The organism is Marivita sp. (genome assembly GCF_051859345.1).
GTDB lineage: Bacteria > Pseudomonadota > Alphaproteobacteria > Rhodobacterales > Rhodobacteraceae > Marivita.
Genome location: NZ_JBHYFV010000010.1, coordinates 39,619 through 60,981, shown reverse-complemented (window position 1 = coordinate 60,981; position 21,363 = coordinate 39,619). Strand labels below are relative to the sequence as shown.

At 57.5% G+C, this 21,363-nt stretch carries 21 protein-coding genes; 13 read left to right on the top strand and 8 right to left on the bottom strand.

Translation table 11 applies throughout. From position 1 onward, the window contains the following. Nucleotide 1 precedes the first annotated feature (1 nt). Genes hemW through rph form a run of 3 tightly spaced genes read right to left on the bottom strand, consistent with a single transcriptional unit; the run spans nt 2 to nt 2,461 of the window. Nucleotides 2-1,177, bottom strand: coding sequence for a radical SAM family heme chaperone HemW (gene hemW / locus ACTIEN_RS08845; RefSeq protein ID WP_439522817.1), 1,176 nt, complete (start codon nt 1,175-1,177; stop codon nt 2-4). Beyond that, a complete protein-coding gene (gene rdgB / locus ACTIEN_RS08840) occupies nt 1,140-1,751 on the bottom strand; it encodes an RdgB/HAM1 family non-canonical purine NTP pyrophosphatase (protein ID WP_439522762.1) in 612 nt (203 codons plus the stop codon). Before rdgB ends, hemW begins: the two co-directional genes overlap by 38 nt. Continuing rightward, nucleotides 1,748-2,461, bottom strand: a complete 714-nt coding sequence (gene rph / locus ACTIEN_RS08835; RefSeq protein ID WP_439522761.1) for a ribonuclease PH — start codon at nt 2,459-2,461, stop codon at nt 1,748-1,750. The genes rdgB and rph overlap by 4 nt, the downstream gene beginning before the upstream one ends. Nucleotides 2,462-2,567: 106 nt before the next feature. Here rph and hrcA point away from each other — a divergent pair, with 106 nt between their 5' ends. Both hrcA and ACTIEN_RS08825 read left to right on the top strand, forming a co-directional pair. Further along, complete coding sequence (gene hrcA / locus ACTIEN_RS08830; RefSeq protein WP_439522760.1) at nt 2,568-3,638, top strand: heat-inducible transcriptional repressor HrcA; 1,071 nt, start codon at nt 2,568-2,570, stop codon at nt 3,636-3,638. 4 nt (nt 3,639-3,642) lie between these two features. Continuing rightward, nucleotides 3,643-4,209 (top strand): nucleotide exchange factor GrpE, encoded by a 567-nt coding sequence (locus ACTIEN_RS08825; protein ID WP_439522759.1) that lies wholly within the window; start codon nt 3,643-3,645, stop codon nt 4,207-4,209. On the opposite strand, the gene mutS is transcribed toward ACTIEN_RS08825, so the two are convergent. Continuing rightward, on the bottom strand, nt 4,206-6,839 hold the full coding sequence (gene mutS / locus ACTIEN_RS08820; protein WP_439522816.1) for a DNA mismatch repair protein MutS: 2,634 nt from the start codon (nt 6,837-6,839) through the stop codon (nt 4,206-4,208). The genes ACTIEN_RS08825 and mutS overlap by 4 nt on opposite strands. Before the next feature lie 115 nt (nt 6,840-6,954). On the opposite strand from mutS, the gene ACTIEN_RS08815 reads away from it, so the two are divergent. Both ACTIEN_RS08815 and ACTIEN_RS08810 read left to right on the top strand, forming a co-directional pair. Beyond that, on the top strand, nt 6,955-9,210 hold the full coding sequence (locus ACTIEN_RS08815) for an NADP-dependent malic enzyme (RefSeq protein ID WP_439522758.1): 2,256 nt from the start codon (nt 6,955-6,957) through the stop codon (nt 9,208-9,210). A gap of 2 nt (nt 9,211-9,212) precedes the next feature. Next, the gene (locus tag ACTIEN_RS08810; RefSeq protein ID WP_439522757.1) at nt 9,213-10,088 is read left to right on the top strand and encodes a ribokinase; all 876 of its coding nucleotides are present in this window, start codon (nt 9,213-9,215) and stop codon (nt 10,086-10,088) included. Here ACTIEN_RS08810 and msrA read toward each other — a convergent pair. Beyond that, the gene (gene msrA / locus ACTIEN_RS08805; RefSeq protein ID WP_439522756.1) at nt 10,085-10,747 is read right to left on the bottom strand and encodes a peptide-methionine (S)-S-oxide reductase MsrA; all 663 of its coding nucleotides are present in this window, start codon (nt 10,745-10,747) and stop codon (nt 10,085-10,087) included. The genes ACTIEN_RS08810 and msrA overlap by 4 nt on opposite strands. Nucleotides 10,748-10,906: 159 nt before the next feature. Between msrA and ACTIEN_RS08800 the strand changes: the two genes are divergently transcribed. Both ACTIEN_RS08800 and ACTIEN_RS08795 read left to right on the top strand, forming a co-directional pair. Continuing rightward, on the top strand, nt 10,907-11,626 hold the full coding sequence (locus ACTIEN_RS08800) for an HAD family hydrolase (RefSeq protein WP_439522755.1): 720 nt from the start codon (nt 10,907-10,909) through the stop codon (nt 11,624-11,626). A gap of 104 nt (nt 11,627-11,730) precedes the next feature. Next, nucleotides 11,731-12,144: a DUF7282 domain-containing protein gene (locus ACTIEN_RS08795; RefSeq protein ID WP_439522754.1), complete on the top strand. Its 414-nt coding sequence runs from the start codon at nt 11,731-11,733 to the stop codon at nt 12,142-12,144. A 54-nt stretch (nt 12,145-12,198) separates the two neighbouring features. Here ACTIEN_RS08795 and ACTIEN_RS08790 read toward each other — a convergent pair whose 3' ends face one another. Next, on the bottom strand, nt 12,199-13,425 hold the full coding sequence (locus ACTIEN_RS08790) for an argininosuccinate synthase (protein ID WP_439522753.1): 1,227 nt from the start codon (nt 13,423-13,425) through the stop codon (nt 12,199-12,201). Between the two features lie 102 nt (nt 13,426-13,527). Here ACTIEN_RS08790 and ACTIEN_RS08785 point away from each other — a divergent pair, with 102 nt between their 5' ends. From ACTIEN_RS08785 to ACTIEN_RS08775, 3 genes are read left to right on the top strand one after another with little or no spacing between them, the layout of a single operon-like run. Beyond that, a complete protein-coding gene (locus ACTIEN_RS08785) occupies nt 13,528-14,280 on the top strand; it encodes a hypothetical protein (protein WP_439522752.1) in 753 nt (250 codons plus the stop codon). Nucleotides 14,281-14,318: 38 nt separating this feature from the next. After that, entirely contained in the window at nt 14,319-15,545 is a 1,227-nt protein-coding gene (gene ilvA / locus ACTIEN_RS08780) for a threonine ammonia-lyase IlvA (RefSeq protein ID WP_439522751.1), read from the top strand. Then, nucleotides 15,545-16,357: an SDR family NAD(P)-dependent oxidoreductase gene (locus tag ACTIEN_RS08775; protein ID WP_439522750.1), complete on the top strand. Its 813-nt coding sequence runs from the start codon at nt 15,545-15,547 to the stop codon at nt 16,355-16,357. The genes ilvA and ACTIEN_RS08775 overlap by 1 nt, the downstream gene beginning before the upstream one ends. Here ACTIEN_RS08775 and ACTIEN_RS08770 read toward each other — a convergent pair. Continuing rightward, nucleotides 16,354-16,686 carry an Hpt domain-containing protein gene (locus ACTIEN_RS08770; protein ID WP_439522749.1) on the bottom strand — a complete coding sequence of 111 codons (333 nt, stop codon included), beginning with the start codon at nt 16,684-16,686 and terminating at the stop codon, nt 16,354-16,356. The two genes, ACTIEN_RS08775 and ACTIEN_RS08770, sit on opposite strands and share 4 nt — an antisense overlap. Nucleotides 16,687-16,838: 152 nt before the next feature. Between ACTIEN_RS08770 and ACTIEN_RS08765 the strand changes: the two genes are divergently transcribed. Next, nucleotides 16,839-18,104, top strand: a complete 1,266-nt coding sequence (locus tag ACTIEN_RS08765; RefSeq protein ID WP_439522748.1) for a PP2C family protein-serine/threonine phosphatase — start codon at nt 16,839-16,841, stop codon at nt 18,102-18,104. Here ACTIEN_RS08765 and ACTIEN_RS08760 read toward each other — a convergent pair. Next, a complete protein-coding gene (locus ACTIEN_RS08760) occupies nt 18,072-18,536 on the bottom strand; it encodes an NUDIX hydrolase (RefSeq protein ID WP_439522747.1) in 465 nt (154 codons plus the stop codon). The two genes, ACTIEN_RS08765 and ACTIEN_RS08760, sit on opposite strands and share 33 nt — an antisense overlap. Nucleotides 18,537-18,622: 86 nt before the next feature. Between ACTIEN_RS08760 and ACTIEN_RS08755 the strand changes: the two genes are divergently transcribed. From ACTIEN_RS08755 to ACTIEN_RS08745, 3 genes are read left to right on the top strand one after another with little or no spacing between them, the layout of a single operon-like run. Beyond that, a complete protein-coding gene (locus tag ACTIEN_RS08755; RefSeq protein WP_439522746.1) occupies nt 18,623-19,612 on the top strand; it encodes an Hsp33 family molecular chaperone HslO in 990 nt (329 codons plus the stop codon). Next, entirely contained in the window at nt 19,605-20,201 is a 597-nt protein-coding gene (locus tag ACTIEN_RS08750) for a CoA pyrophosphatase (protein ID WP_439522745.1), read from the top strand. Before ACTIEN_RS08755 ends, ACTIEN_RS08750 begins: the two co-directional genes overlap by 8 nt. After that, entirely contained in the window at nt 20,198-21,343 is a 1,146-nt protein-coding gene (locus tag ACTIEN_RS08745) for a CCA tRNA nucleotidyltransferase (protein ID WP_439522744.1), read from the top strand. The genes ACTIEN_RS08750 and ACTIEN_RS08745 overlap by 4 nt, the downstream gene beginning before the upstream one ends. The last annotated feature ends 20 nt before the right edge of the window (nt 21,344-21,363 follow it).

Sequence of the window (21,363 nt, the reverse complement as noted above, 5' to 3'; positions counted from 1 at the left end):
ACTAGACTGCCGCCAATTGCGAAATGAGATAATTCAATACCGGGCGACCTGCCTTTGTCGCCCCAATGCGATTGTCTTTCTGCCAGATGAAACCGTCATTTAGAAGCCGTTCAAGGCGCGGCCAATCAATTTGGGGCGCCACGTCTTCCACATTTAGGCCTTCGGATAGCCTCAGACCCATGATGAGGCGTTCATCCGCAATATCTAGAGGCGAAAGTGAATTTGCGGTCTTTATCCCATTTCCGTGTGACGCAGCATTGAGCCAGGCTTCGGGTTGTTTCCAGCAGGCGATTGCCGTTCTTTGTCCTTCGATCGTCAACCGACCATGGGCGCCGGGCCCAATGCCTGCATAATCCCCGCCGCGCCAATAAAGCAAATTGTGCATGGATTCTGCGCCAGGTCTTGCGTGATTGGAAACTTCGTAAGCCTGCAGGTCGGAATTTTCGCAAAGCTCTTGTGTCAGATCATACAAATCCGCGCCAAGATCATCAGTCGGCAGACCCTTCAGCAAGCCTCGCTGCGCGCGATCCCAGAAGGCTGTGCCTTCCTCGATGGTCAGTTGGTAAAGTGACAAGTGATCGACTGCCATCTCAAGAGCGACGCTGAGTTCTTTATGCCAATCTTCAAGAGTTTGATCCTGTCGTGCATAGATCAGATCAAAACTCACCCGGTCGAAAAAGTCTCGGGCAATTAAAAACGCATTTTGGGCTTCTTCCACGGTATGCAAACGGCCGAGTTTTCGTAGATCCGGGTTATTCAGAGCCTGAACACCCAAGGACACGCGGTTGACACCGTGCTTGGCGTATCCTTCAAAGCGGTGTGCTTCGACAGAAGTCGGGTTGGCTTCGAGTGTGATTTCGATATCGTTGGCAAAGCTCCAGACATCGCGTGCCGCCGCCAGGATTGTCGCGACTGTGGAGGGCTCCATCAGGCTGGGCGTTCCGCCGCCAAAGAAGATCGAAGTCAGGACACGGGGCCCGGTTTCTACCCCGGTGCGCCGGATTTCCGATGCAAGGGCGTCTGCCCAGATCGACTGATCAATTTCGGCTCTAACATGGCTGTTGAAGTCGCAATACGGGCATTTCGCTGCGCAAAAAGGCCAGTGTACATAAAGGCCAAAACCACGGTCTTGCCAAAGTTCAGGCAAAGCACCCCGCCACGAATTTTCTGAAAGCATCTGCACGATGGCTGATCTTGTTCTTTTCCCAACGGTCCATTTCACCGAAAGTGATGTCGTATCCGTCCGGTAGAAATACTGGATCGTACCCATGACCCTGATCGCCGCGCATCGGCCAGACAATTTGGCCACTCATGGTGCCGGGGAACACTTCGTCATGGCCATCGGGCCAGGCGAGGACCAGAGTGCAGCAGAACCGCCCCGACCAGGGCGGTGGTGTTTCCGATTGAAGGATGGCTTTGTGGGCCTTTTCCATTGCCATGGTGAAGTCACGTCCTGTCTCTGTTTCGGCCCAATCCGCCGTGTAGACGCCGGGCGCACCGTCCAACGCGTCAATCTCGAGTCCGCTGTCGTCGGACAGGGCGGGCAGGCCGGTTGCCTTGGCAGCGGCGTGGGCTTTCAACCGGGCGTTTTCGACAAAAGTCGTTCCGTCTTCTTTTGGTTCTGGCAAGTTCATCTCGGCCGCGCCAACGACCGAGATGCTGTAATCTTTCAAAAGGTCTGCAATCTCGTCCAGTTTCCCCTGGTTGTGGGTTGCCACGAGAAGCCGTTTCCCTTCGAATTTGCGTGTCATCCTGCGGCCTTGAGCTGCAATGCGACCAGTTCCTGAACGCCGGCATCGGCAAGATCCAGAAGTTGGGCCATTTGAACGCGCGAGAATGTCGCGCCTTCGGCAGACATCTGCACCTCGATCAACTGACCGTCACCACGCAGGATGAAATTTCCGTCAACGCCGGCTTCGCTGTCTTCGGGGTAATCCAGATCGAGCACGGCCTGACCTGCGTAAATGCCACAGCTGACTGCTGCCACTGGTGAAATAAGGGGATCGGTTTTAACATCACCCGCTTTCATCAGCTTATTCACGGCAAGCCGCAGCGCCAGCCAGCCCCCCGTGATCGACGCGCAGCGGGTGCCGCCATCCGCCTGAATCACGTCGCAGTCGATTGTGATCTGTCGTTCGCCAAGCGCCACACGATCAACGCCAGCGCGCAGGCTACGTCCGATCAGGCGCTGGATCTCGACAGTGCGGCCTCCTTGTTTGCCGGCCGTGCTTTCGCGGCGCATCCGGCTTGTTGTGGATCGGGGCAGCATACCGTATTCCGCAGTGACCCAACCAAGACCTGACCCCTTGATAAATGGAGGAACGCGGTCTTCTATGGTGGCGGTGCACAGCACATGTGTGTCACCCATGCGGATCATACAGGACCCTTCTGCATGTTTGCTAATCCCGGTTTCGATTGAAACCGCGCGCATTTCGCTTAATTTCCGTCCTGACGGTCGCATGGTATGTCCCTTTGATTACCGTGTACGGATACAGGCAGGCCTTCTGGTTTCGCAACCCAATAGTCTGTCATACGCAGGGCTGTCACCAGTCAAACGAGGTTAACGATTGAGCGACGGATCAAAACTACTGGATGAAATGAATGACCGCTCGCGAGAGGTGTTTCGCAAGGTGGTCGAAGGCTACCTGACAAGCGGAGAGCCTGTTGGTTCGCGGACGCTGACTCGGACACTTGAGGAAAAGGTGTCGGCAGCGACCATTCGCAATGTGATGCAGGATCTGGAATTTCTGGGTTTGCTGGACAGCCCACATATCAGTGCGGGGCGTGTTCCGACACAGTTGGGCCTGCGCATGTTTGTTGACGGGTTGCTGGAAGTCCGTGATCTGGATGTGGATGATCGACAAAAGATCGACGCCACGGTGACCAGTAACAGTCAGGACGTGGGTACCATTCTTGATCGTGTCGGATCTGCGCTGTCAGGCGTAACGCAGGGCGCGTCCCTTGTGTTGACGCCAAAGCACGAAGCGGCAATCAAGCATATCGAATTTGTTCCGGTTGGCGGAGATCAGGCGCTGGTCGTGCTGGTCTTTGCGGATGGACATGTCGAGAATCGCCTGTTCACGCCCCCGGCGGGCCAAACGCCCAGTTCGATGAGGGAAGCAGCGAATTTCCTTAATGCGCTGGTCGAGGGAAAAACCCTGTCCGATCTGCGCCTTACGATCAAAGACGACATCGCGCGTAAGCGGAGGGAACTGAACGCACTGGCGGCGACCCTGGTTGAACAGGGTCTTGCGATGTGGGATGGGGACGGCAACCATACAGAGCGTCTGATTGTGCGTGGTCGTGCCAACCTTTTGGCCGAGGATGCCCATGCAGAGGAGCTGGATCGCATCCGGGAACTGTTCGACGATCTTGAACGCAAGCGCGATATCGCAGAATTTCTGGAACTGACGGAACAAGGCGACGGTGTGCGCATTTTTATCGGGTCCGAGAACAAACTTTTCTCACTTTCGGGTTCCTCTTTGGTTGTGTCTCCATATATGAACGCTGATCGTAAAATTATCGGTGCGGTTGGTGTTATTGGGCCGACGCGGCTCAACTACGGACGGATCGTACCGATTGTCGACTACACAGCGCAGCTCGTCGGGAAACTTCTCGGCGACCGCAACCAAGGGTAACGAGATGGCGGAAACGGATCACACAAAAGATTTTCTCGACAGCCTGGCTGAGGCTGAGGCAGAGGAAAACGAAGCGCTTGAAGAAGAGATCAGCGATGAAGATGCTGACCTGGACAGCCTGCGCGCCGAGCGGGATGATCTGAAAGATAAATTCATGCGGGCGTTGGCTGATGCCGAGAACGCGCGCAAGCGGTCCGACAAGGATCGTCGCGAGGCACAACAGTATGGCGGGTCACGTTTGGCACGGGATTTGCTTCCGGTGTATGACAACCTTCACCGCGCTTTGGATGCAATATCCGAAGACCAGCGGGAGGCGTCAGCTGCGCTGATCGAGGGTGTTGAGTTGACCCTGCGTGAATTGCTTAACGTGTTCAGCAAACACGGGATGCAGGCGATCAAGCCAGAAGTCGGGGACAAGTTCGACCCGCAGCAGCACGAGGCAATGTTTGAAGCGCCGGTTCCGGGAACCAAGGCTGGCGACATCATTCAGGTCTCAACCGAAGGGTTCATGCTGTATGACCGTCTTCTGCGTCCGGCGCAGGTTGGCGTGAGTTCGACGCCAAAATCTTAACTGCCGTCGCCCTGAACCAGCGTTTTCAGGTGGTACAGAGCCTGTAGCGCCTCCATAGGCGTCATTTCATCGGGGTGCAGATCGTTGATCTGTGCCTCGATCCTGTTTTCGCCTGCGGGCTTGGTCGGTTGGGGCGTACGGGCCACTGCCGAAAACAGCGGAAGATCGTCAATCAGGGCTTTGGGCGACGTCTTTTCACGTTCCCCTTTCTCCAATGCATCCAGAACTGACCGGGCCCGCGTTATGACGGCTGGGGGCAGTCCCGCAAGTTGTGCCACCTGAACTCCGTAAGAACGGTCTGCCGCGCCATCGCGGACTTCGTGCAGGAAAATCACTTCGCCTTCCCACTCGCGCACGGCCACAGTCGCGTTCTTGACGCCCTCCAAGGTCGCGGCAAGCGCGGTGAGTTCATGGTAATGCGTCGCAAAGAGCGCACGCACCCTGTTTGCGGATTGCAGATGTTCCAACGTCGCCCAGGCAATCGACAAACCGTCATAGGTGGCTGTTCCGCGCCCGATTTCATCCAGAATGACCAGCGCCCGTTCGTCTGCCTGGTTCAGGATTGCGGCGGTTTCAACCATTTCCACCATGAATGTGGACCGTCCCCGCGCCAGATCGTCGGACGCGCCGACACGGCTGAAGATCTGGCTGACAAGGCCGATATGCGCTGATTTCGCAGGAACATAAGAACCGATTTGGACCAGCAGCGCGATCAGAGCGTTTTGCCGAAGGTAGGTAGATTTACCAGCCATGTTCGGACCGGTCAGAAGCGTGATGGACGCGCTGTCGCCTTCGGCGGACAATTGGCAATCATTTGCGACGAATCCCGTGTCACCCTGGGTCTTCAGCGACTTCTCGACAACGGGATGACGTCCCGATTCGATCTCGAATGTACGGCTGTCATCAACGGTGGGGCGGCACCAATCCAGGTCGGTTGCGAGATCGGCCAGAGCGGTTGCAAGATCCAGTTCCGCCAGACCAGTTGCAAGGGCGTTCAATGCGGGTTGTTGATCGAGAATGGATCGCCTTAGGCCGTCATAGAGACGCTTTTCAATCTCAATCGCCTCTGACCCTGCATTCATGATCCGCCGTTCCAGTTCAGACAGCTCCACGGTGGTAAAGCGGATCTGGTTGGCGGTGGTCTGGCGATGAATGAAGGTTTCGTTCAGGGGCGGCGCCATCATTTTCTGGGCATGAGTCGATGTGGTTTCGATGAAGTAACCCAGAACATTGTTGTGCTTGATCTTGAGTGACGAAACACCGGCCATTTCAGAATATTGCGCCTGCAACCCGGCAATCACGCCGCGCCCTTCGTCCCGAAGCTTGCGGGCTTCATCGAGTTCGGCGTCGTAGCCCGGTGCGATAAATCCCCCATCGCGCGCAAGAAGCGGCGGTTCAGCCACCAAAGCATCGTCAAGAAGCGCCACCAGGGACTCGTGCCCTTTGCAAGCTTCGACAGCTATTTGCAGGAATAGGGGAAGTGAATGTGGCTCTAATACACCTGAAATCGCCTCTGCCTGGGCCAAGGCGTTCCGGATTCCAGCCATGTCGCGTGGTCCACCCCGGTCAAGGCCAAGGCGTGACAGGGCGCGATCCAGATCAGGTACACGCTTTAGCGCATCGCGTATCTCACCGGCGATGGATGATTGGGAAATGGCCCAAGTGATCGCGTCCTGCCGTTTGTGGATCACATCCAAGTCACGGGACGGCGTGGACAAACGCCGCTCCAGAAGCCGCGCACCACTGGCGGTTGCCGTGCGATCAATCACGGACAAAAGCGATCCGGCGCGCCCGCCATTCAAGCTGTGTGTCAGTTCAAGGTTCCGACGTGTGGCGGCGTCGATATGCATCGAATTGCCAAGCTTTTCCTGCTGCGGCGGGCGCAGAAGGGGCAGACGGCCTTTTTGGGTCAGATCAAGATATTCGATCAACGCGCCCAGGGCCGACAGTTCCGGTCGTGAAAACTGCCCATAGGGATCAAGCGACGCCACGCCAAATTGCTGCGTCAAACGGGTGTGCGCGCCGGTTGAATCAAAGCTGGATTTACCGAGCCATGTCGGCTCCAGCCCAAGATCCTCGAGCACGGAATAGACGCTGGACTCCGTGCCTTCGGCCATCAGGATTTCCGCAGGCGCAAGCTGTGCAAGCTCGGGGCCAATTCGCGCCAGGGACAGGGGAAGCACATGCAGAGCGCCAGTGGAAATATCCGTCCATGCCAGCGCCCATTCGTCTCTGACACATGCCAAAGCCGTCAAAAAGTTATGGCGTCGCGCCTCGAGCAGTGTTTCTTCGGTCAGCGTGCCGGGCGTGACCAATCGCACGACATCGCGTTTGACGACCGACTTGGACCCGCGCTTTTTCGCTTCAGCCGGGCTTTCCATCTGTTCGCAAACAGCGACGCGAAACCCTTTGCGGATCAGGGTCAGTAGGTATCCTTCGGCAGCATGAACCGGGACGCCGCACATCGGAATGTCGTCACCATCATGTTTGCCGCGCTTGGTGAGCGCGATGTCCAACGCCTCTGCTGCAGCTGCAGCATCATCGAAGAACAATTCGTAAAAATCGCCCATTCGGTAGAACAATAAAGCATCCGCATACTGGGATTTGATTTCCAGATATTGCGCCATCATGGGTGTGACGGGTGATTTATTCGCGTTCACAAGCTTCCCCTCGGTGCTTTGGCGTGACATTAAGGCGACCGACCCGGGTGGAAAACCCGATTTTGACTTACAAGGTCCTTACCGCATGTCCAATCCGAAGTTCACCCGCGAAGAAGCGCTGGCGTTTCACCTCGAACCGACCCCCGGCAAATGGGAGGTGCAGGCCACTGTTCCGATGAACACGCAGCGGGACCTGTCGCTGGCCTATTCCCCCGGTGTTGCGGTGCCTTGCGAAGATATCGCGAAAGACCCCGGTCTGGCCTATGACTACACCAACAAGGGCAACCTCGTCGCGGTGATTTCGAACGGAACAGCGGTCCTCGGTCTGGGCAATCTGGGGGCGCTCGGTTCCAAGCCGGTGATGGAGGGCAAATCGGTTCTGTTCAAGCGGTTCGCGGACGTGAACTCCATTGATATCGAGCTTGATACGGAAGACCCGGATGAATTCTGCAAGGCCGTGCGCCTGATGGGGCCGACCTTTGGAGGGATCAACCTCGAAGATATCAAGGCGCCAGAGTGCTTTATCATTGAACAGCGCCTCAAGGAAGAGATGGACATCCCTGTCTTCCACGACGACCAGCACGGAACGGCTGTGATCTGTGCGGCGGGCCTGCTGAACGCGCTGCATATCTCGGGCAAGAAGATCGAAGATGTGAAGATCGTTCTCAATGGCGCGGGCGCGGCCGGCATTGCCTGTATCGAACTGCTCAAGCGGATGGGCGCACGGCATGACAATTGCATCGTCGCGGACACCAAGGGCGTGATCTATCAGGGCCGGACCGAAGGCATGAACCAGTGGAAATCGGCGCACGCGGTCAAGACCGACGCGCGATCGCTGGAAGAAGCGATGATCTGCGCCGATGTCTTTCTAGGCGTAAGCGTCAAGGGCGCGGTAACTCAGGACATGGTGCGGTCGATGGCCGACAACCCGGTGATTTTCGCGATGGCCAATCCCGACCCCGAAATCACACCCGAAGAGGCGCACGAGGTGCGGATGGATGCCATCGTCGCCACAGGGCGCAGCGATTATCCGAACCAGGTGAACAACGTTCTGGGGTTTCCGTATCTGTTTCGCGGGGCGCTCGATATCCATGCACGCGCGATCAATGACGAGATGAAGATCGCCTGTGCCGAAGCGCTGGCCGATCTGGCGCGCGAAGATGTGCCGGACGAAGTTGCGCTGGCCTATGGCAAAAGCCTGACCTTTGGGCGGGACTACATCATTCCGACGCCGTTTGATCCGCGGCTGATCCACCGTATTCCGCCTGCCGTGGCCAAGGCGGGCATGGACACAGGCGCGGCGCGCCGGCCGATCATTGATCTTGTGGCTTACGAGGAATCGTTGAAATCGCGGATGGACCCGACCGCAAGCATTCTGCGCGGGATCAACGCGCGGGCACGGACCGCGCAGGCACGGATGATCTTTGCCGAGGGCGATGATCCTAGGGTCTTGCGGGCGGCAGTGATGTATCAGCGCTCTGGGTTTGGAAAAGCGCTGGTCGTCGGGCGTGAGGCCGACGTCAAGGCCAAGCTGGAGGAGGCAGGACTGGGCGACGCGGTCCGCGAGATCGACGTCGTGAATGCTGCCAACACCCAGCACCTGGCGCGTTACAAGGACGTTCTTTATGGCCGTCTACAGCGCAAAGGATATGACCATCAGGACATTCACCGACTTGCTGCGCGGGATCGGCATGTCTTTGGCGCGCTGATGCTGCAACAGGGGCATGGAGATGCGCTTGTCACGGGGGCAACGCGCAAGTCTGCGCATGTGATGGAGTTGGTCAATCACGTCTTTGACGCGGATGCGGCCCATGGTGCGGCGGGTGTGACGGCGTTGCTGGTCAAGGGGCGGATTGTTCTGATCGCAGATACGCTGGTGCATGAATGGCCAGACGAGGAAGATCTGGCCAACATTGCCGAACGCGCTGCCGAAGTGGCGCGCCTGATTGGGCTTGAGCCACGCGTGGCGTTCGTGTCGTTTTCGACCTTCGGCTATCCAGTATCGGAACGCGCCGAAAAGATGCACATCGCACCCCGTGTTCTGGACCGTCGCGGTGTGAGCTTCGAATACGAAGGTGAAATGACAGTGGATGTGGCTCTGAACCGCAACTCGCAGAAATTTTACCCCTTTCAGCGCCTGACCGGTCCGGCGAATATCCTGGTTGTCCCGGCGCGCCATTCTGCGTCGATCTCGGTCAAGCTGATGCAGGAAATGGCAGGAGCAACGGTGATTGGTCCAATCCTGGCGGGCGTCGATAAGTCGATCCAGATCTGTTCGACAACCATGACAGCAAGTGACATCCTTAACATGGCGGTTCTGGCGGCATGTAAAGGGGGCTGATCGTGGCGGTCTTTAACCTCGGCTCCATCAACGCGGATTTGTTTTATCAGGTGCCGCATTTGCTGTCGCCGGGGGAAACTCTGGCCTCGACACAACACAGCCGCGGCCTTGGGGGTAAAGGCGCGAACATGTCCGTGGCCATTGCAAGGGCTGCCGCGCGCGCTGTGCATATCGGTGCTGTTGGTCCTGATGGGCGCTGGGCCGTGGATCGGTTGTTGGAATACGGCGTCGATACGCGCAACATCATCACCATGACCGAACCGACAGGCCACGCGGTGATCATGGTGGACACGCGGGGCGAAAACGCGATTCTGCTTTATCCTGGGGCAAATCAGGCAATAACAGAGACACATATCGACAATGCTCTGAAGTCCGCGACCGAGTTGGACACGTTCCTGTTTCAAAATGAAACCTCCGCGCAGGTCGAAGGTGCAACGCTGGCGTCGTCCAGGGGAATGCGTGTCGTATATGCTGCGGCCCCGTTCGACGCTGGGGCGGTTCAGGCCGTCTTGCCGCTTCTTGACATTCTGGTGATGAACGCCGTTGAGGCCAAGCAGCTGACCGATGCAACTGGCATTGCTTTGGGTGATCTGCCGGTTCGGGATATTGTGGTGACGTTGGGAGGCGATGGATGCCGGTGGTTGAACACCGATGTTGCTACTGACCAGCGGTTTCCGGCAATCCCGGTGACTCCGGTTGATACAACGGGCGCCGGCGACACTTTTACCGGATTCCTGATTGCGGGGCTGGACCGCGGTCTTCCGATGGAGCAGGCGATTTCGCTGGGTCAGCAGGCCGGGGCGATCATGGTGACGCGCCATGGCACGGCAGATGTGATCCCCGACCTGAAAGACGTGCAGGATGCCCGCTTGGGTTAGTTGCCGACAAAAGGCGCGTTACTACCCCACAGATCCCTGATACGCGCATCTCGGCCGCAGCCTTCGCGGTAGCGTTTATACGCGTCTTTCTGCGAAATTGCCCCAAACCGGGTCAGCACGCGTTTTGTGCCTTTGTAGTAGTCCTGATGATACTCTTCGGCATCATAGAAGGCTTTTGCGTTCAGAATCGGAGTGACAATCTTGCGTCCAAGTTCCGCCTCGGCTTGCGCCTTTGCGTTCTCTGCAGCAGCGCGTTCTGCCGCGTTAGAGACGAATATCGCCGTTGCATAACTTTGGCCGCGATCACAGAACTGACCACCCGCGTCAGTTGGGTCGATTGACCGGAAGAACAGATCAAAAAGGCGCGCGCGATCCACGATTCCGCTGTCGTAGGTGATCTTTACCGCCTCGTAATGCCCGGTACCTCCTCGAGTGACGTCTTTGTAGGTCGGGTTGGCCGTTGTTCCTCCGGTGTATCCTGACACGGCTTCTTTCACACCCTGCACTCGTTCAAAATCGGCCTCAACGCACCAAAAGCAGCCGCCCGCAACAACGATATCGCGAGTTTCGCCCGCGCGGGCATTGGTGGATTGCAGGCAAATCCCGACGAGAATTGCCAGAGACAGAATGATGGGTCGGGAACGGCGCAGCGGGCGCATGATGGATCTCCTCATTGACGCCAGCATCCTGCGATAAAAGGCAGGCACAGCGCAAATCATCCGACGCGACTTCACCCGAAGGTGAGCAAGAGTTACCGCTTGCGCCGGGTGTCGCAGGCGTTACCGTTCCGCTGTTTTGCAGGGGCGGAGATCGTAAGTATGAGATTGGCAATGTGGTCCGGCCCGCGTAATCTTTCGACTGCGATGATGTATGCGTTTGCACAGCGTGCGGATTTTTCCGTTGTCGATGAGCCGTTTTACGGACCTTATCTTCGGATGACCGGGCTGGATCATCCGATGCGGGATGCGGTGCTTCAAAGCAGGCCAGAGGACGCACTTGAGGTTGAACAGTCTCTGCTCGGGCCGATTTCCGATGGGACGCCGCATGTCTATCACAAGCATATGTGCCAGCATATGATCGACGGAATTCCGCGCGGAGCCATGGCGGACTGTGTCAATGTGTTCCTGATCCGTCATCCGGCGCGTGTGGTGGCCAGTTTTGCAAAAGGCTACCCGAAATTGACCGCTGACGATATCGGCTTTGAGGTACAGGCCGATTTGTTCGATCATGTCCGGTCTTTGGGACAGACACCGATTGTCATCGACAGTGCGGATATCCGGGATGATCCGGAAGGGATGTTACAGAAACTTTGCGAGGCGGTTGGTCTGTCCTTTGATCCGGCCATGTTGACCTGGCCTGCCGGGGCGAAACCCTATGATGGCGTATGGGCCCCGCATTGGTACACATCGCTGCACGCAACAACCGGGTTTGCCGGGCCAGAAGGGCCGTTACCCGAATTGACCGGAAAGCTGGCGGAACTGGTTTCCTGCTCTTTGCCGGCTTATCGCAGGTTGAAAGCGGCAAAGCTGTCGACCTGATAAATTCGATTTTATTTTCGGGACGATGAAACTTTGGCGTTCAGGCATTCGTGATTGTTGATGCAAGCGGGACACAAGCCCCCGCGGTTAACAGGAGAATGACGATGAAATTTGCAACAGCAACGATGATTTTTGCCCTGTCCTCGACAAGCTTGATGGCGGCCGGCCACTCGATGGCTCCGTCCGTCGATGCGATGGATCAGGATGTCTCGGGTGGAACAGTGACAGCGTCCAGCGTGATGGCACCCGCCAACGGATGGCTGGTTGTCCACCGCACCGGCGCGGACATGAAGCCGGGCCCGGTTGTGGGTTATGCCCCGCTCAAGGAAGGTGAAAACATGGATGTCGCCGCGATCCTGCAAGAGGACGTGGCCTCGGGTGATATGTTGATGCTGATGGTTCATGGCGAAGACGGCGGCATGTCCACCGGCGTGTTCGAATACACTCTGGGCGCCAAGGAAGATGGCCCCATTCGCGTCGATGATGCGCTGGTGATGAAGGTTGTCACCGCGAATTGAAGAATGAAAAAGGCCCGCCATTTGGCGGGCCTTTCTACCTGATTAGAGACTGATTTACTTTTTCAGACGACGGTTCCGCGCCGCAAGCAATTTCAGGCGCAGCGCGTTTAGCTGGATAAAGCCTTGTGCGTCTTTCTGGTCATAGGCACCGGCGTCTTCCTCGAAAGTCACATGCGCTTCGGAATAAAGCGAATGGTCTGACCAGCGGGCAACAGTGTTCACCGAGCCTTTGTACAATTTAACGCGAACGGTTCCGGTGACATGCTCCTGCGATTTGTCGATCAGGGCTTGCAGCATTTCCCGCTCGGGTGAGAACCAGAAGCCATTGTAGATCAGTTCCGCATAACGCGGCATGATCGAATCCTTGAGATGACCCGCGCCGCTGTCCAGCGTGATCTGTTCGATCCCGCGATGTGCTTCCAGCAGGACTGTGCCGCCGGGTGTTTCGTAGATGCCGCGAGATTTCATGCCGACAAAGCGGTTTTCGACGAGGTCAAGGCGGCCCACGCCATGTTTGCCGCCAAGTTCGTTCAGCTTGGTCAGGATCGTGGCGGGGGACATCGCTTCGCCATTGATTGCCACGGCGTCACCCTTTTCAAAACTGATCTCGACCATCTCCGGCGTATCGGGCGCATCTTCGGGGTGCACGGTGCGCTGATAGACGTAATCGGGTGCTTCCTGCGCCGGGTCTTCCAGAACCTTGCCCTCGGACGAAGTGTGCAGCAGGTTCGCATCGACCGAGAACGGCGCTTCGCCGCGCTTGTCCTTGGCGATGGGAATCTGGTTCTGTTCGGCAAAGTCCAGCAGCTTGGTGCGCGAGGACAGATCCCATTCCCGCCAGGGTGCGATCACCTTGATATCCGGATTCAATGCATAGGCGGCCAGTTCGAAACGCACCTGGTCGTTGCCTTTGCCGGTGGCACCGTGCGAAACAGCATCGGCCCCGGTTTCGGCGGCAATCTCGACCAGTCGTTTGGAGATCAGCGGGCGTGCGATAGAGGTGCCCAGCAGGTACAACCCTTCGTAAAGCGCGTTGGCGCGGAACATCGGGAAGACGAAATCACGCACGAATTCTTCGCGGACATCCTCGATATAGATGTTCGAGGGATCAATCCCCAGCATGATCGCCTTTTCACGCGCCGGATCCAGTTCTTCGCCCTGGCCCAGATCGGCGGTGAAGGTCACAACCTCGCAGCCATATTCGGTTTGCAACCATTTCAGAATGATCGAGGTATCGAGGCCACCGGAATAGGCCAGCACAACTTTTTTGGGCGCAGACATGGGTTTTCCTTTAACGGGTTTGCCGGGGCGATTACTTGTTTTTCTGGGCAGGGGCAAGAAGTGGCCGCTGAACGGGGCAGTGGAACAAAAAAGAGGTGTGTGATGAAGGGTTGGCAGATTTTCCGACATTCGTTCAATCTGGTGATGGCCAATCTGGATCAGGCGCTGCGCCTGTCACTGGTTCTTTACCTGATTCAAAGTGCCTATACCGTCTACAGTTTTCTCAACCCGCCACAGATGACGGAGTTTGAAGGGACCGATATTCCGATGATGTCACCCGAGACGATTTTACCGACGATCATTCTGGGGGTTTTGGCGGTTATTGCCAGCCTGTGGATCGCCGTTGCCTGGCATCGGTTTGCTCTTACGGGCGAAACCGCGCCAGGATGGCTGCCAAGGTTTCACGGGTCAGAGATCATGGGTTATCTGGGGCGGTCGATCCTGATCGTGATTCTGATAATTCTGGGAATTGTGGTTGTGTCGATCCCGGTTGGGATCATCTCGATCGGTCTGCCTGCGCTGGCTGGCGTGATGTCATTGATGCTGATTGGGCTTGCGGCGTACCTGTTCTTTCGGCTGGGTGTGATGCTGCCAGCTGCGGCGCTGGGCGATAAACTGACCCTTGGGGCGGCGTGGGATGCCACACGGGGCCAGTCTGGAACAATCCTGACACTTGCTCTTATTGTGGTGGGTGCGAGCATCGTGATTCAACTGCCCTCGTGGTTCAACGACGACCCGACTTCGGTTCTCAACGTGGTTTATTCGTTGGTGGTGAACTGGTTCGCGACAATCATTGGAATATCGGTTCTGACCACTCTTTACGGTCATTTTATCGAGAATCGCTCCATTGACTGATCGCTTGCGAACATACGCAATATGCCTAGGGGTGGTGTATGACTGATTTTGCCCAATCCGCGCGCGATGCGACGCTGGCGATGCGCGATGTGTTCCCGCCGACGCCCTTGTTGCGAAATGCACATCTGTCCGACCGTTATGAGGCGGACATCTATCTCAAGCGTGAAGACCTGTCTCCTGTCCGCAGTTACAAATTGCGCGGCGCGTTCAATGCAATGCGCAAACGGCCCGAGGCTGGGCTGTTTGTCTGTGCAAGTGCGGGAAATCATGCGCAGGGCGTTGCGTTCATGTGTCGGCATTTCGGCAAGAAGGGCGTGATTTTCATGCCGGTGACTACACCGCAGCAGAAGATCCAGAAGACCTCGATGTTCGGCGGAGACAGTATCGAAATTCGCCTGACCGGGGACTATTTTGACGACACGCTGGCCTCTGCCCAAGCCTATTGCGCCGAAGCGGGGGGGCATTTCTTGTCACCGTTCGACGATGAAGACGTGATCGAGGGGCAGGCCAGCGTGGCTGTCGAGATGGTAGAGCAACTGGGCAAGGTTCCGGATCACCTTGTCCTTCCGGTGGGCGGCGGTGGATTGTCGGCCGGGATGCTCAGCTATCTTGGGACAGAGTGCCAATATACCTTTGTTGAACCGGCAGGTGGTGCGTGTCTGCGCGCGGCGTTGGAAGCGGGCAAGCCGGTGCGTTTGGATCAGGTCAACACCTTTGCAGATGGTGCGGCTGTGGGGCAGATCGGGCAAAAGACCTTTGCACGGCTGAGCGGGATCGGACTCGCCAATTCGTTGACCATTCGCGAAGATCGGCTGTGTACGACGATCCTTGAGATGCTGAATGTCGAAGGAATCGTTCTTGAACCCGCGGGCGCGTTATCGGTGGACGCCTTGCAGGATCTTGGGCAATCCATCAAGGCGCGCACCGTTGTCTGCGTGACGACAGGCGGCAACTTTGACTTTGAACGCCTGCCAGAGGTGAAGGAGCGTGCGCAAAAATACCTGGGATTGAAGAAATACTTCATCCTGCGCCTGCCGCAAAGGCCCGGCGCGCTAAAGGATTTCCTGAGCTTTCTTGGGCCTGAAGATGACATTGCCCGGTTCGAGTACCTCAAGAAGTCGGCGCGCAATTACGGGTCTGTTCTGATCGGGATCGAGACGCGGAATGCAGATAATTTCAAGCGTCTTTTTGGTCAGTTGGACGCCGAGGGCTTTACTTATCAGGATATCACTGACGACGATCTGCTGTCGCAATTTGTGATCTGATGCAGTTCGACGGCGCAAGCGCGATCGTTACCGGCGCAGGGCAGGGCATAGGTGCCGCCTTTGCCCGCGCGTTGGCCGCGCGGGGTGTACGGGTTCTGGTTTGTGATCTATCCAGGGATCTCGCCCATCATGTCGCAGACGAGATTGGCGGCGTTGCGTATCACGGTGATCTCTGTGATCCGTCCGCCATTGCCGCGATGATCGACACAGCGCAAAGGGCGTTTAGCCCGATTGACATGCTGTTTTCCAACGCGGGTATTGCGTTGGGCGAACCGGATGGCCCGACATCGCAAGACGATAGCCATTGGCAAAAAAGCTGGGATTTGCATGTGATGGCCCATCTGCGCGCGTCGCGCCTGCTCTTGCCCCAGATGATTGATCGCAAATCAGGGGTTCTGGTCAACGTGGCCTCGGCAGCCGGCGTTCTGTCGCAGATTGGGGATGCCGCCTATTCCGCGACCAAACACGCTGCTGTCAGTCTGGCGCAGTCATTGTCCATTGAACATGGCGCGGACGGTGTTCAGGTGTCCGTGGTGTGCCCGCTTTACGTCGCAACGCCGCTATTGGGCTATGACGGTGACGAAACAGACCACCCTCAGGGCGTGATTGCGCCCGAAGCGGTGGCAGAGGCAACTTTGCGTGGTGTGGCAGAGGGGCAGTTTCTGATCTTCCCCCATCCAGAGGCGCATACCTTTTTCACACAGCGCGCGGCGGATACGGATCGCTGGATTGCCGGGATGCAGCGACTGCGCGCACGGGTTTCGCAACAGACAGAGGGCACAGACCCCGCGTCACTTCATCGGTTTATCTAGGCCGCGAAACGCTGCGCATATTCGGCTTCGAAAAACGCCCGCGATTGAACATACAGGTCTTTCAGTGTCTGGATATCGACGGTGATCAGGCCGTTAGCCGCATCCGATTCACCCTGACTGCACATGTCGGACATGTCCGAAAAGCCAAGGTTGAGAGCGGATCCCTTGAGGAAGTGCAACAATTCCTGCATCTGGGTTACGTCCGCAGACGCGCGGCTTAGCCGGGACAGCGTATCTTCAACCTCCATCAGGAAAAGTTCAGCCACCTCATCAAAATCCTCAGCACCGATTTCAGCCCTGAGTTCTGCCACGCGTGTCCAGTCGATCATGGAACCCTCCTTTGTTGGCCCTGCCTACCAAGGAAAGATGAACAACCTGCAACAGCCAAACGCCTATTGCCTTAAATTTGAACGTTCATGTTTGATTCACGAATTGCGGCTAACCCAGACTTGGGGGCCGACGCATGGGTTGGTGAATAGGTATGTTGCAGAACGTGAAATTTGCGTTCCCCGATGTGCAGGACAGTGATCTTCACCGCGTACTCGTGGTGGATGATAGTCTTGTGCAGCGTCGGATCCTCACCCTGATGCTTGCGCGTTGGGGGTTCGAGGTCGCAGAGGCGGAAAGTGCCGAGCGCGGTTTGGATCTGTGCGACAGTTTTCAACCTGACTTCATCATTTCGGACTGGATGATGCCCGGCATGAGCGGCGTTGATTTCTGTGCTGCTTTTCGGGCAAGCCCCAGGGCATCCTACGGGTATTTTATCCTGCTGACATCCAAATCGGAAAAGGCGGCGGTGACGTCGGGGTTGGACTCCGGGGCAGATGATTTCCTGACCAAACCCGTCAACGGTGACGAATTGCGCGCAAGGATCAATGCCGGCGCGCGCATTTTGTCCATGGAACGGGAACTGAAGTCCAAGAATGCCGTGATCGCCGACACCCTGGCCGAATTGCAGATCGTGCACGCGTCCATCGACAAGGACTTGCAGCAGGCGCGCGTGTTGCAGCAATCGCTGATGCCAAGGCGGTCCGTGTCTTTTGGAAACAGCCAAGTGAGCGTTCTGCTTCGGTCCTGTGGGCATGTCGGAGGAGACCTTGCCGGGATGTTCGGGATCGAAAATGGCGACTTTGGCCTGTTCAGTCTCGATGTCTCTGGTCACGGAATCACGTCTGCGATGATGACGGCCCGTGTGGCCGGATATCTGAGCCCGGACTACCCTGACGAAAATCTTGCGCTGACACGGACGCAGTCGGGATTTGATTTCCTGCCTCCCCAACAGGTCGCGGCGCGGCTCAACACGCGTCTGGTGGGTCAGAAGGGTGTCACGGAATACCTGACGCTGGCTTATGTCCAGATCAATGCGAAAACCGGGCTTGCACGGTTTGTTCAGGCGGGTCACCCGCCGCCATTGTTGCTGCGCCAAACCGGTGAGGCAGAGTTCCTTGGTGATGGGGGTTTGCCCATCGGACTTATTGATGACGCGCCGTATGGCGACCGTTCCTTTCAACTGCGTCCGGGTGATCGAATGCTTCTTTATTCTGACGGATTTACCGAAGCTTTGCTTGCCGACGGGTCAATGCTTGAAGAAGCGGGGCTTCTGGAACTGGTGCTGACACTTCCAAGAGAACGCACAGGCCCGGATTTTCTTGATGCGCTTTACGATGCGCTCAAGGCAAAGACCGGTGGCACACAGGATTTTGATGATGATATTTCAGCGGCGTTTCTGGAATACGGCGGTGCGTGACGCAAAACGTTCGACAAAATCCCGGTCACCGGAATTCGCAAGATGCGCAAGCGCGTCTGCAGGGCGCATCCAGAGGGCGGTGTGATCCGGCTCTATCGGGTCGCTGTACTGGATCACCGGCAAGGCCATGTAGATCAGGCACATCTTCTCGGCCCACAGATCGTATTCCGGCATATAGGTGAACCGCCGATAAGCGCCGAGTCGCATCGGCCGAGCAATGTGCCAGCCGGTTTCCTCGTACACTTCGCGGATCAGTGCCTGCACCGGTGATTCGCCGGGGTCGATCCCGCCGCCAGGCAGTTGCACTTCTGGTTCGGGGGCGTCCTGATGGGTCAATAGCAATCCGTCTGCGGCTGGAAGAATTGCGTATGCCCCGGTGCGAAGCGTGTAGGTTCGCCCCGATTCCGGCGGTTCTCCAAACCTGCGCATCATGCCAATTCCCTTCTGCCCCTTGGACCTGCCCATTCGTCTCTTATATAGTCCCGCACATGCCGGAGGGCGGCAAGCAAGGAAATTCCATGACACTCGGTTCGAAACTCGCCTGGGACGATACTGTCCTGCCATTCCAACTTGACCATTCGGACATTCGTGGCCGGGTGACCCGACTTGACGGGGTGTTGAGCGGCATTCTCAAGCAGCACAATTACCCTCCGTCGGTTGAAGCATTGGTGGCCGAGATGGCCCTGTTGACCGCGTTGATTGGACAAACGATCAAGCTGCGTTGGAAGTTGTCGCTACAGGTTCAGTCCAAAGGCGCAGTGCGCATGATCGCAACCGATTTCTATGCGCCCGAGGTCGAGGGTGAACCGGCCCGTATCCGCGCCTACGCAAGTTTCGATCCCGACCGGGTAACAGACGGCCCGGCGATGGAGCAGATCGGCGAAGGCTATTTTGCGATCATGCTGGATCAGGGTCAGGGGATGCAGCCCTACAAGGGCATTACGCCCTTGTCCGGAGACACACTGTCGAGCTGTGCGGAAGCCTATTTCGCACAATCCGAACAGCTGCCCACCAAATTCGCCCTGAGCTTTGGTCGATCCTCGGAACCGGGGGTGGCGGAGCGCTGGCGTGCCGGTGGGATCATGATTCAGCACATGCCAGAGGCGTCCCCCTTTGCGAAGGATGGTGGGTCCGGCGAGGGTGGATTGCTTCTGGCGGACGATCTGTTGACCGATGAAGAAGGCGAAAACTGGAAGCGGGTGAATTTTCACCTCGCGACAGTTGAGGCCATGGAATTGATTGGCCCCTCCCTTCCGACGACCGATCTTCTGTTTCGCCTGTTCCACGAAGAAGGCCTGCGTGTGTTCGATGCGTCGCCGGTGCGGTTTGGGTGTAGCTGCTCGGAAGACCGCGTGCGCCAAAGCCTGTCGATCTATTCGGCCAAGGACATCGAAACCATGACCACGGATGAAGGGCGCGTGACGGCCGATTGCCAGTTCTGCGGCGCGCATTATGACCTTGATCCCGCAACGGTCGGGTTCGAGGCCAAAGAGGTGCCGGGTGAATGACCGCGCCCGGCTTGAAGCGGCTTTGGCGCAAAACAGCACGGCATCCTCCGATTTCGATCTGAATCCCGAAGTTGAGTTGCCGGTGGGGCGCAAACTGCGCCCGGCCGGTGTCTTGGTGCCTGTCCTGGCCACGGCGGGTGGCGCAGATCTTTTGCTGACCAAACGGTCGTCCCGGCTCAAGCATCATCCCGGCCAAATCGCATTTCCGGGCGGCAGGCAGGATGATGGCGACGCGGACGCCATTGCAGCCGCCCTGCGTGAGGCCGAAGAAGAGGTTGGTCTCCCGCGTGGGCATGTCGATGTTCTGGGCACGTTGCCAACCCATGAAACGGTGACGGGCTTTCTCGTGACGCCCGTCATAGGGTGGATTGATCAGCCGTTCCAGATTGTCCCGGAACCCGGCGAAGTGGCCGAAGTGTTTCGCGTGCCTTTGGTGCAGGTCACGGATGGCAGCCAGTTCACAGTCCAATCGCGGCGGTGGCGCGGATCGCGCAGGCATTACTATACCGTGCCGTTTGGCCCCTATTACATCTGGGGCGCGACCGCTCGTATATTGCGGGGTCTGACCCAACGGATGGAGACCGTATGAACATCACGGGTGATTGGCTGACGTCGGACGGCACGCAGGCGGTGTTTGCAGCGTTGCAGGCGGAGGGTCATAGCGCCTTTGCCGTGGGCGGTTGTGTTCGCAATGCGCTGATGGGCGTGCCGGTCACGGATGTCGATATCGCCACTGACGCGACCCCGCAGACGGTTGAGGCATTGGCAAAGGCGGCAAACCTCAAATCCGTTCCGACAGGTATCGACCACGGGACGATCACCATTGTGTCGGACGGCACCGGATATGAGGTGACGACCTATCGCGCGGATACCGAAACCGATGGTCGGCATGCCATTGTGCGCTTTTCGACCGATATGGCAGAAGATGCGGCGCGCCGGGATTTCACGATGAACGCGCTTTACGCGGATGCGGACGGCATGGTGATTGATCCGTTGAACGGCCTGCCTGATCTTGATGCCCGTCGCGTTCGGTTCATTGGGGATGCCCATGCGCGCATCACCGAAGATTATTTGCGTATCCTGCGCTTCTTTCGCTTTGCGGCTTGGTACGGCGATCCAGGTCACGGCTTTGATGCCGATGCTTTGGCGGCCATTGCGCAGACGCTCGATGGTCTGGGCGGCCTGTCGCAAGAGCGGATTGGTGCAGAGGTGGTCAAGCTACTGTCGGCCCCGGACCCGGCCCCGGCGGTCGGATCCATGGCGCAAACTGGCGTTTTGCAGGCGGTCCTGCCGGGAAGCACGCCGCGGGCGTTCGCGCCGCTGATCCACCTTGAAGAGTTGGCGGAACTTGGGCCGGACCCGTTGCGGCGGCTTGCCAGTCTCGGGGTCTTTGACGGCACCGACCTGCGTCTTTCAAAGAAAGACCAAAGGCGACTTGCGCAGTATCAGAGCCTGATTTCCACCAACGAGCCGCCTTTGGAGTTGGGTTACCGATACGGTAAGGAAATCGCGCAGGACGTGCTGTTGCTGCGCGCGGTACTTCTGGAATCGCCATTTGACCTGGATGGTATCCAGATAGCAGAGACAGGGGCCGACGCCAGATGTCCAGTCAAGGCCGGTGACCTGATGCCAGCCTATTCGGGGGTGGCGCTGGGCAACAAACTGCGAGAGGTGGAAGACCGTTGGATTTCGTCGGGCTTCACTCTCAGTAAGGCAGACCTTCTCGACTGAGCGGGTTTCCTAAGACAAAA

Bases quoted from the DNA above. Each gene is read 5' to 3' on its own strand.
- hemW (WP_439522817.1), bottom strand. From the start codon at position 1,177: ATGCTTTCAGAAAATTCGTGGCGGGGTGCTTTGCCTGAACTTTGGCAA.
- rdgB (WP_439522762.1), bottom strand. From the start codon at position 1,751: ATGACACGCAAATTCGAAGGGAAACGGCTTCTCGTGGCAACCCACAAC.
- rph (WP_439522761.1), bottom strand. From the start codon at position 2,461: ATGCGACCGTCAGGACGGAAATTAAGCGAAATGCGCGCGGTTTCAATC.
- ACTIEN_RS08825 (WP_439522759.1), top strand. From the start codon at position 3,643: ATGGCGGAAACGGATCACACAAAAGATTTTCTCGACAGCCTGGCTGAG.
- mutS (WP_439522816.1), bottom strand. From the start codon at position 6,839: ATGATGGCGCAATATCTGGAAATCAAATCCCAGTATGCGGATGCTTTA.
- ACTIEN_RS08815 (WP_439522758.1), top strand. From the start codon at position 6,955: ATGTCCAATCCGAAGTTCACCCGCGAAGAAGCGCTGGCGTTTCACCTC.
- msrA (WP_439522756.1), bottom strand. From the start codon at position 10,747: ATGCGCCCGCTGCGCCGTTCCCGACCCATCATTCTGTCTCTGGCAATT.
- ACTIEN_RS08800 (WP_439522755.1), top strand. From the start codon at position 10,907: ATGAGATTGGCAATGTGGTCCGGCCCGCGTAATCTTTCGACTGCGATG.
- ACTIEN_RS08795 (WP_439522754.1), top strand. From the start codon at position 11,731: ATGAAATTTGCAACAGCAACGATGATTTTTGCCCTGTCCTCGACAAGC.
- ACTIEN_RS08790 (WP_439522753.1), bottom strand. From the start codon at position 13,425: ATGTCTGCGCCCAAAAAAGTTGTGCTGGCCTATTCCGGTGGCCTCGAT.
- ACTIEN_RS08785 (WP_439522752.1), top strand. From the start codon at position 13,528: ATGAAGGGTTGGCAGATTTTCCGACATTCGTTCAATCTGGTGATGGCC.
- ilvA (WP_439522751.1), top strand. From the start codon at position 14,319: ATGACTGATTTTGCCCAATCCGCGCGCGATGCGACGCTGGCGATGCGC.
- ACTIEN_RS08775 (WP_439522750.1), top strand. From the start codon at position 15,545: ATGCAGTTCGACGGCGCAAGCGCGATCGTTACCGGCGCAGGGCAGGGC.
- ACTIEN_RS08770 (WP_439522749.1), bottom strand. From the start codon at position 16,686: ATGATCGACTGGACACGCGTGGCAGAACTCAGGGCTGAAATCGGTGCT.
- ACTIEN_RS08765 (WP_439522748.1), top strand. From the start codon at position 16,839: ATGTTGCAGAACGTGAAATTTGCGTTCCCCGATGTGCAGGACAGTGAT.
- ACTIEN_RS08760 (WP_439522747.1), bottom strand. From the start codon at position 18,536: ATGATGCGCAGGTTTGGAGAACCGCCGGAATCGGGGCGAACCTACACG.
- ACTIEN_RS08755 (WP_439522746.1), top strand. From the start codon at position 18,623: ATGACACTCGGTTCGAAACTCGCCTGGGACGATACTGTCCTGCCATTC.
- ACTIEN_RS08745 (WP_439522744.1), top strand. From the start codon at position 20,198: ATGAACATCACGGGTGATTGGCTGACGTCGGACGGCACGCAGGCGGTG.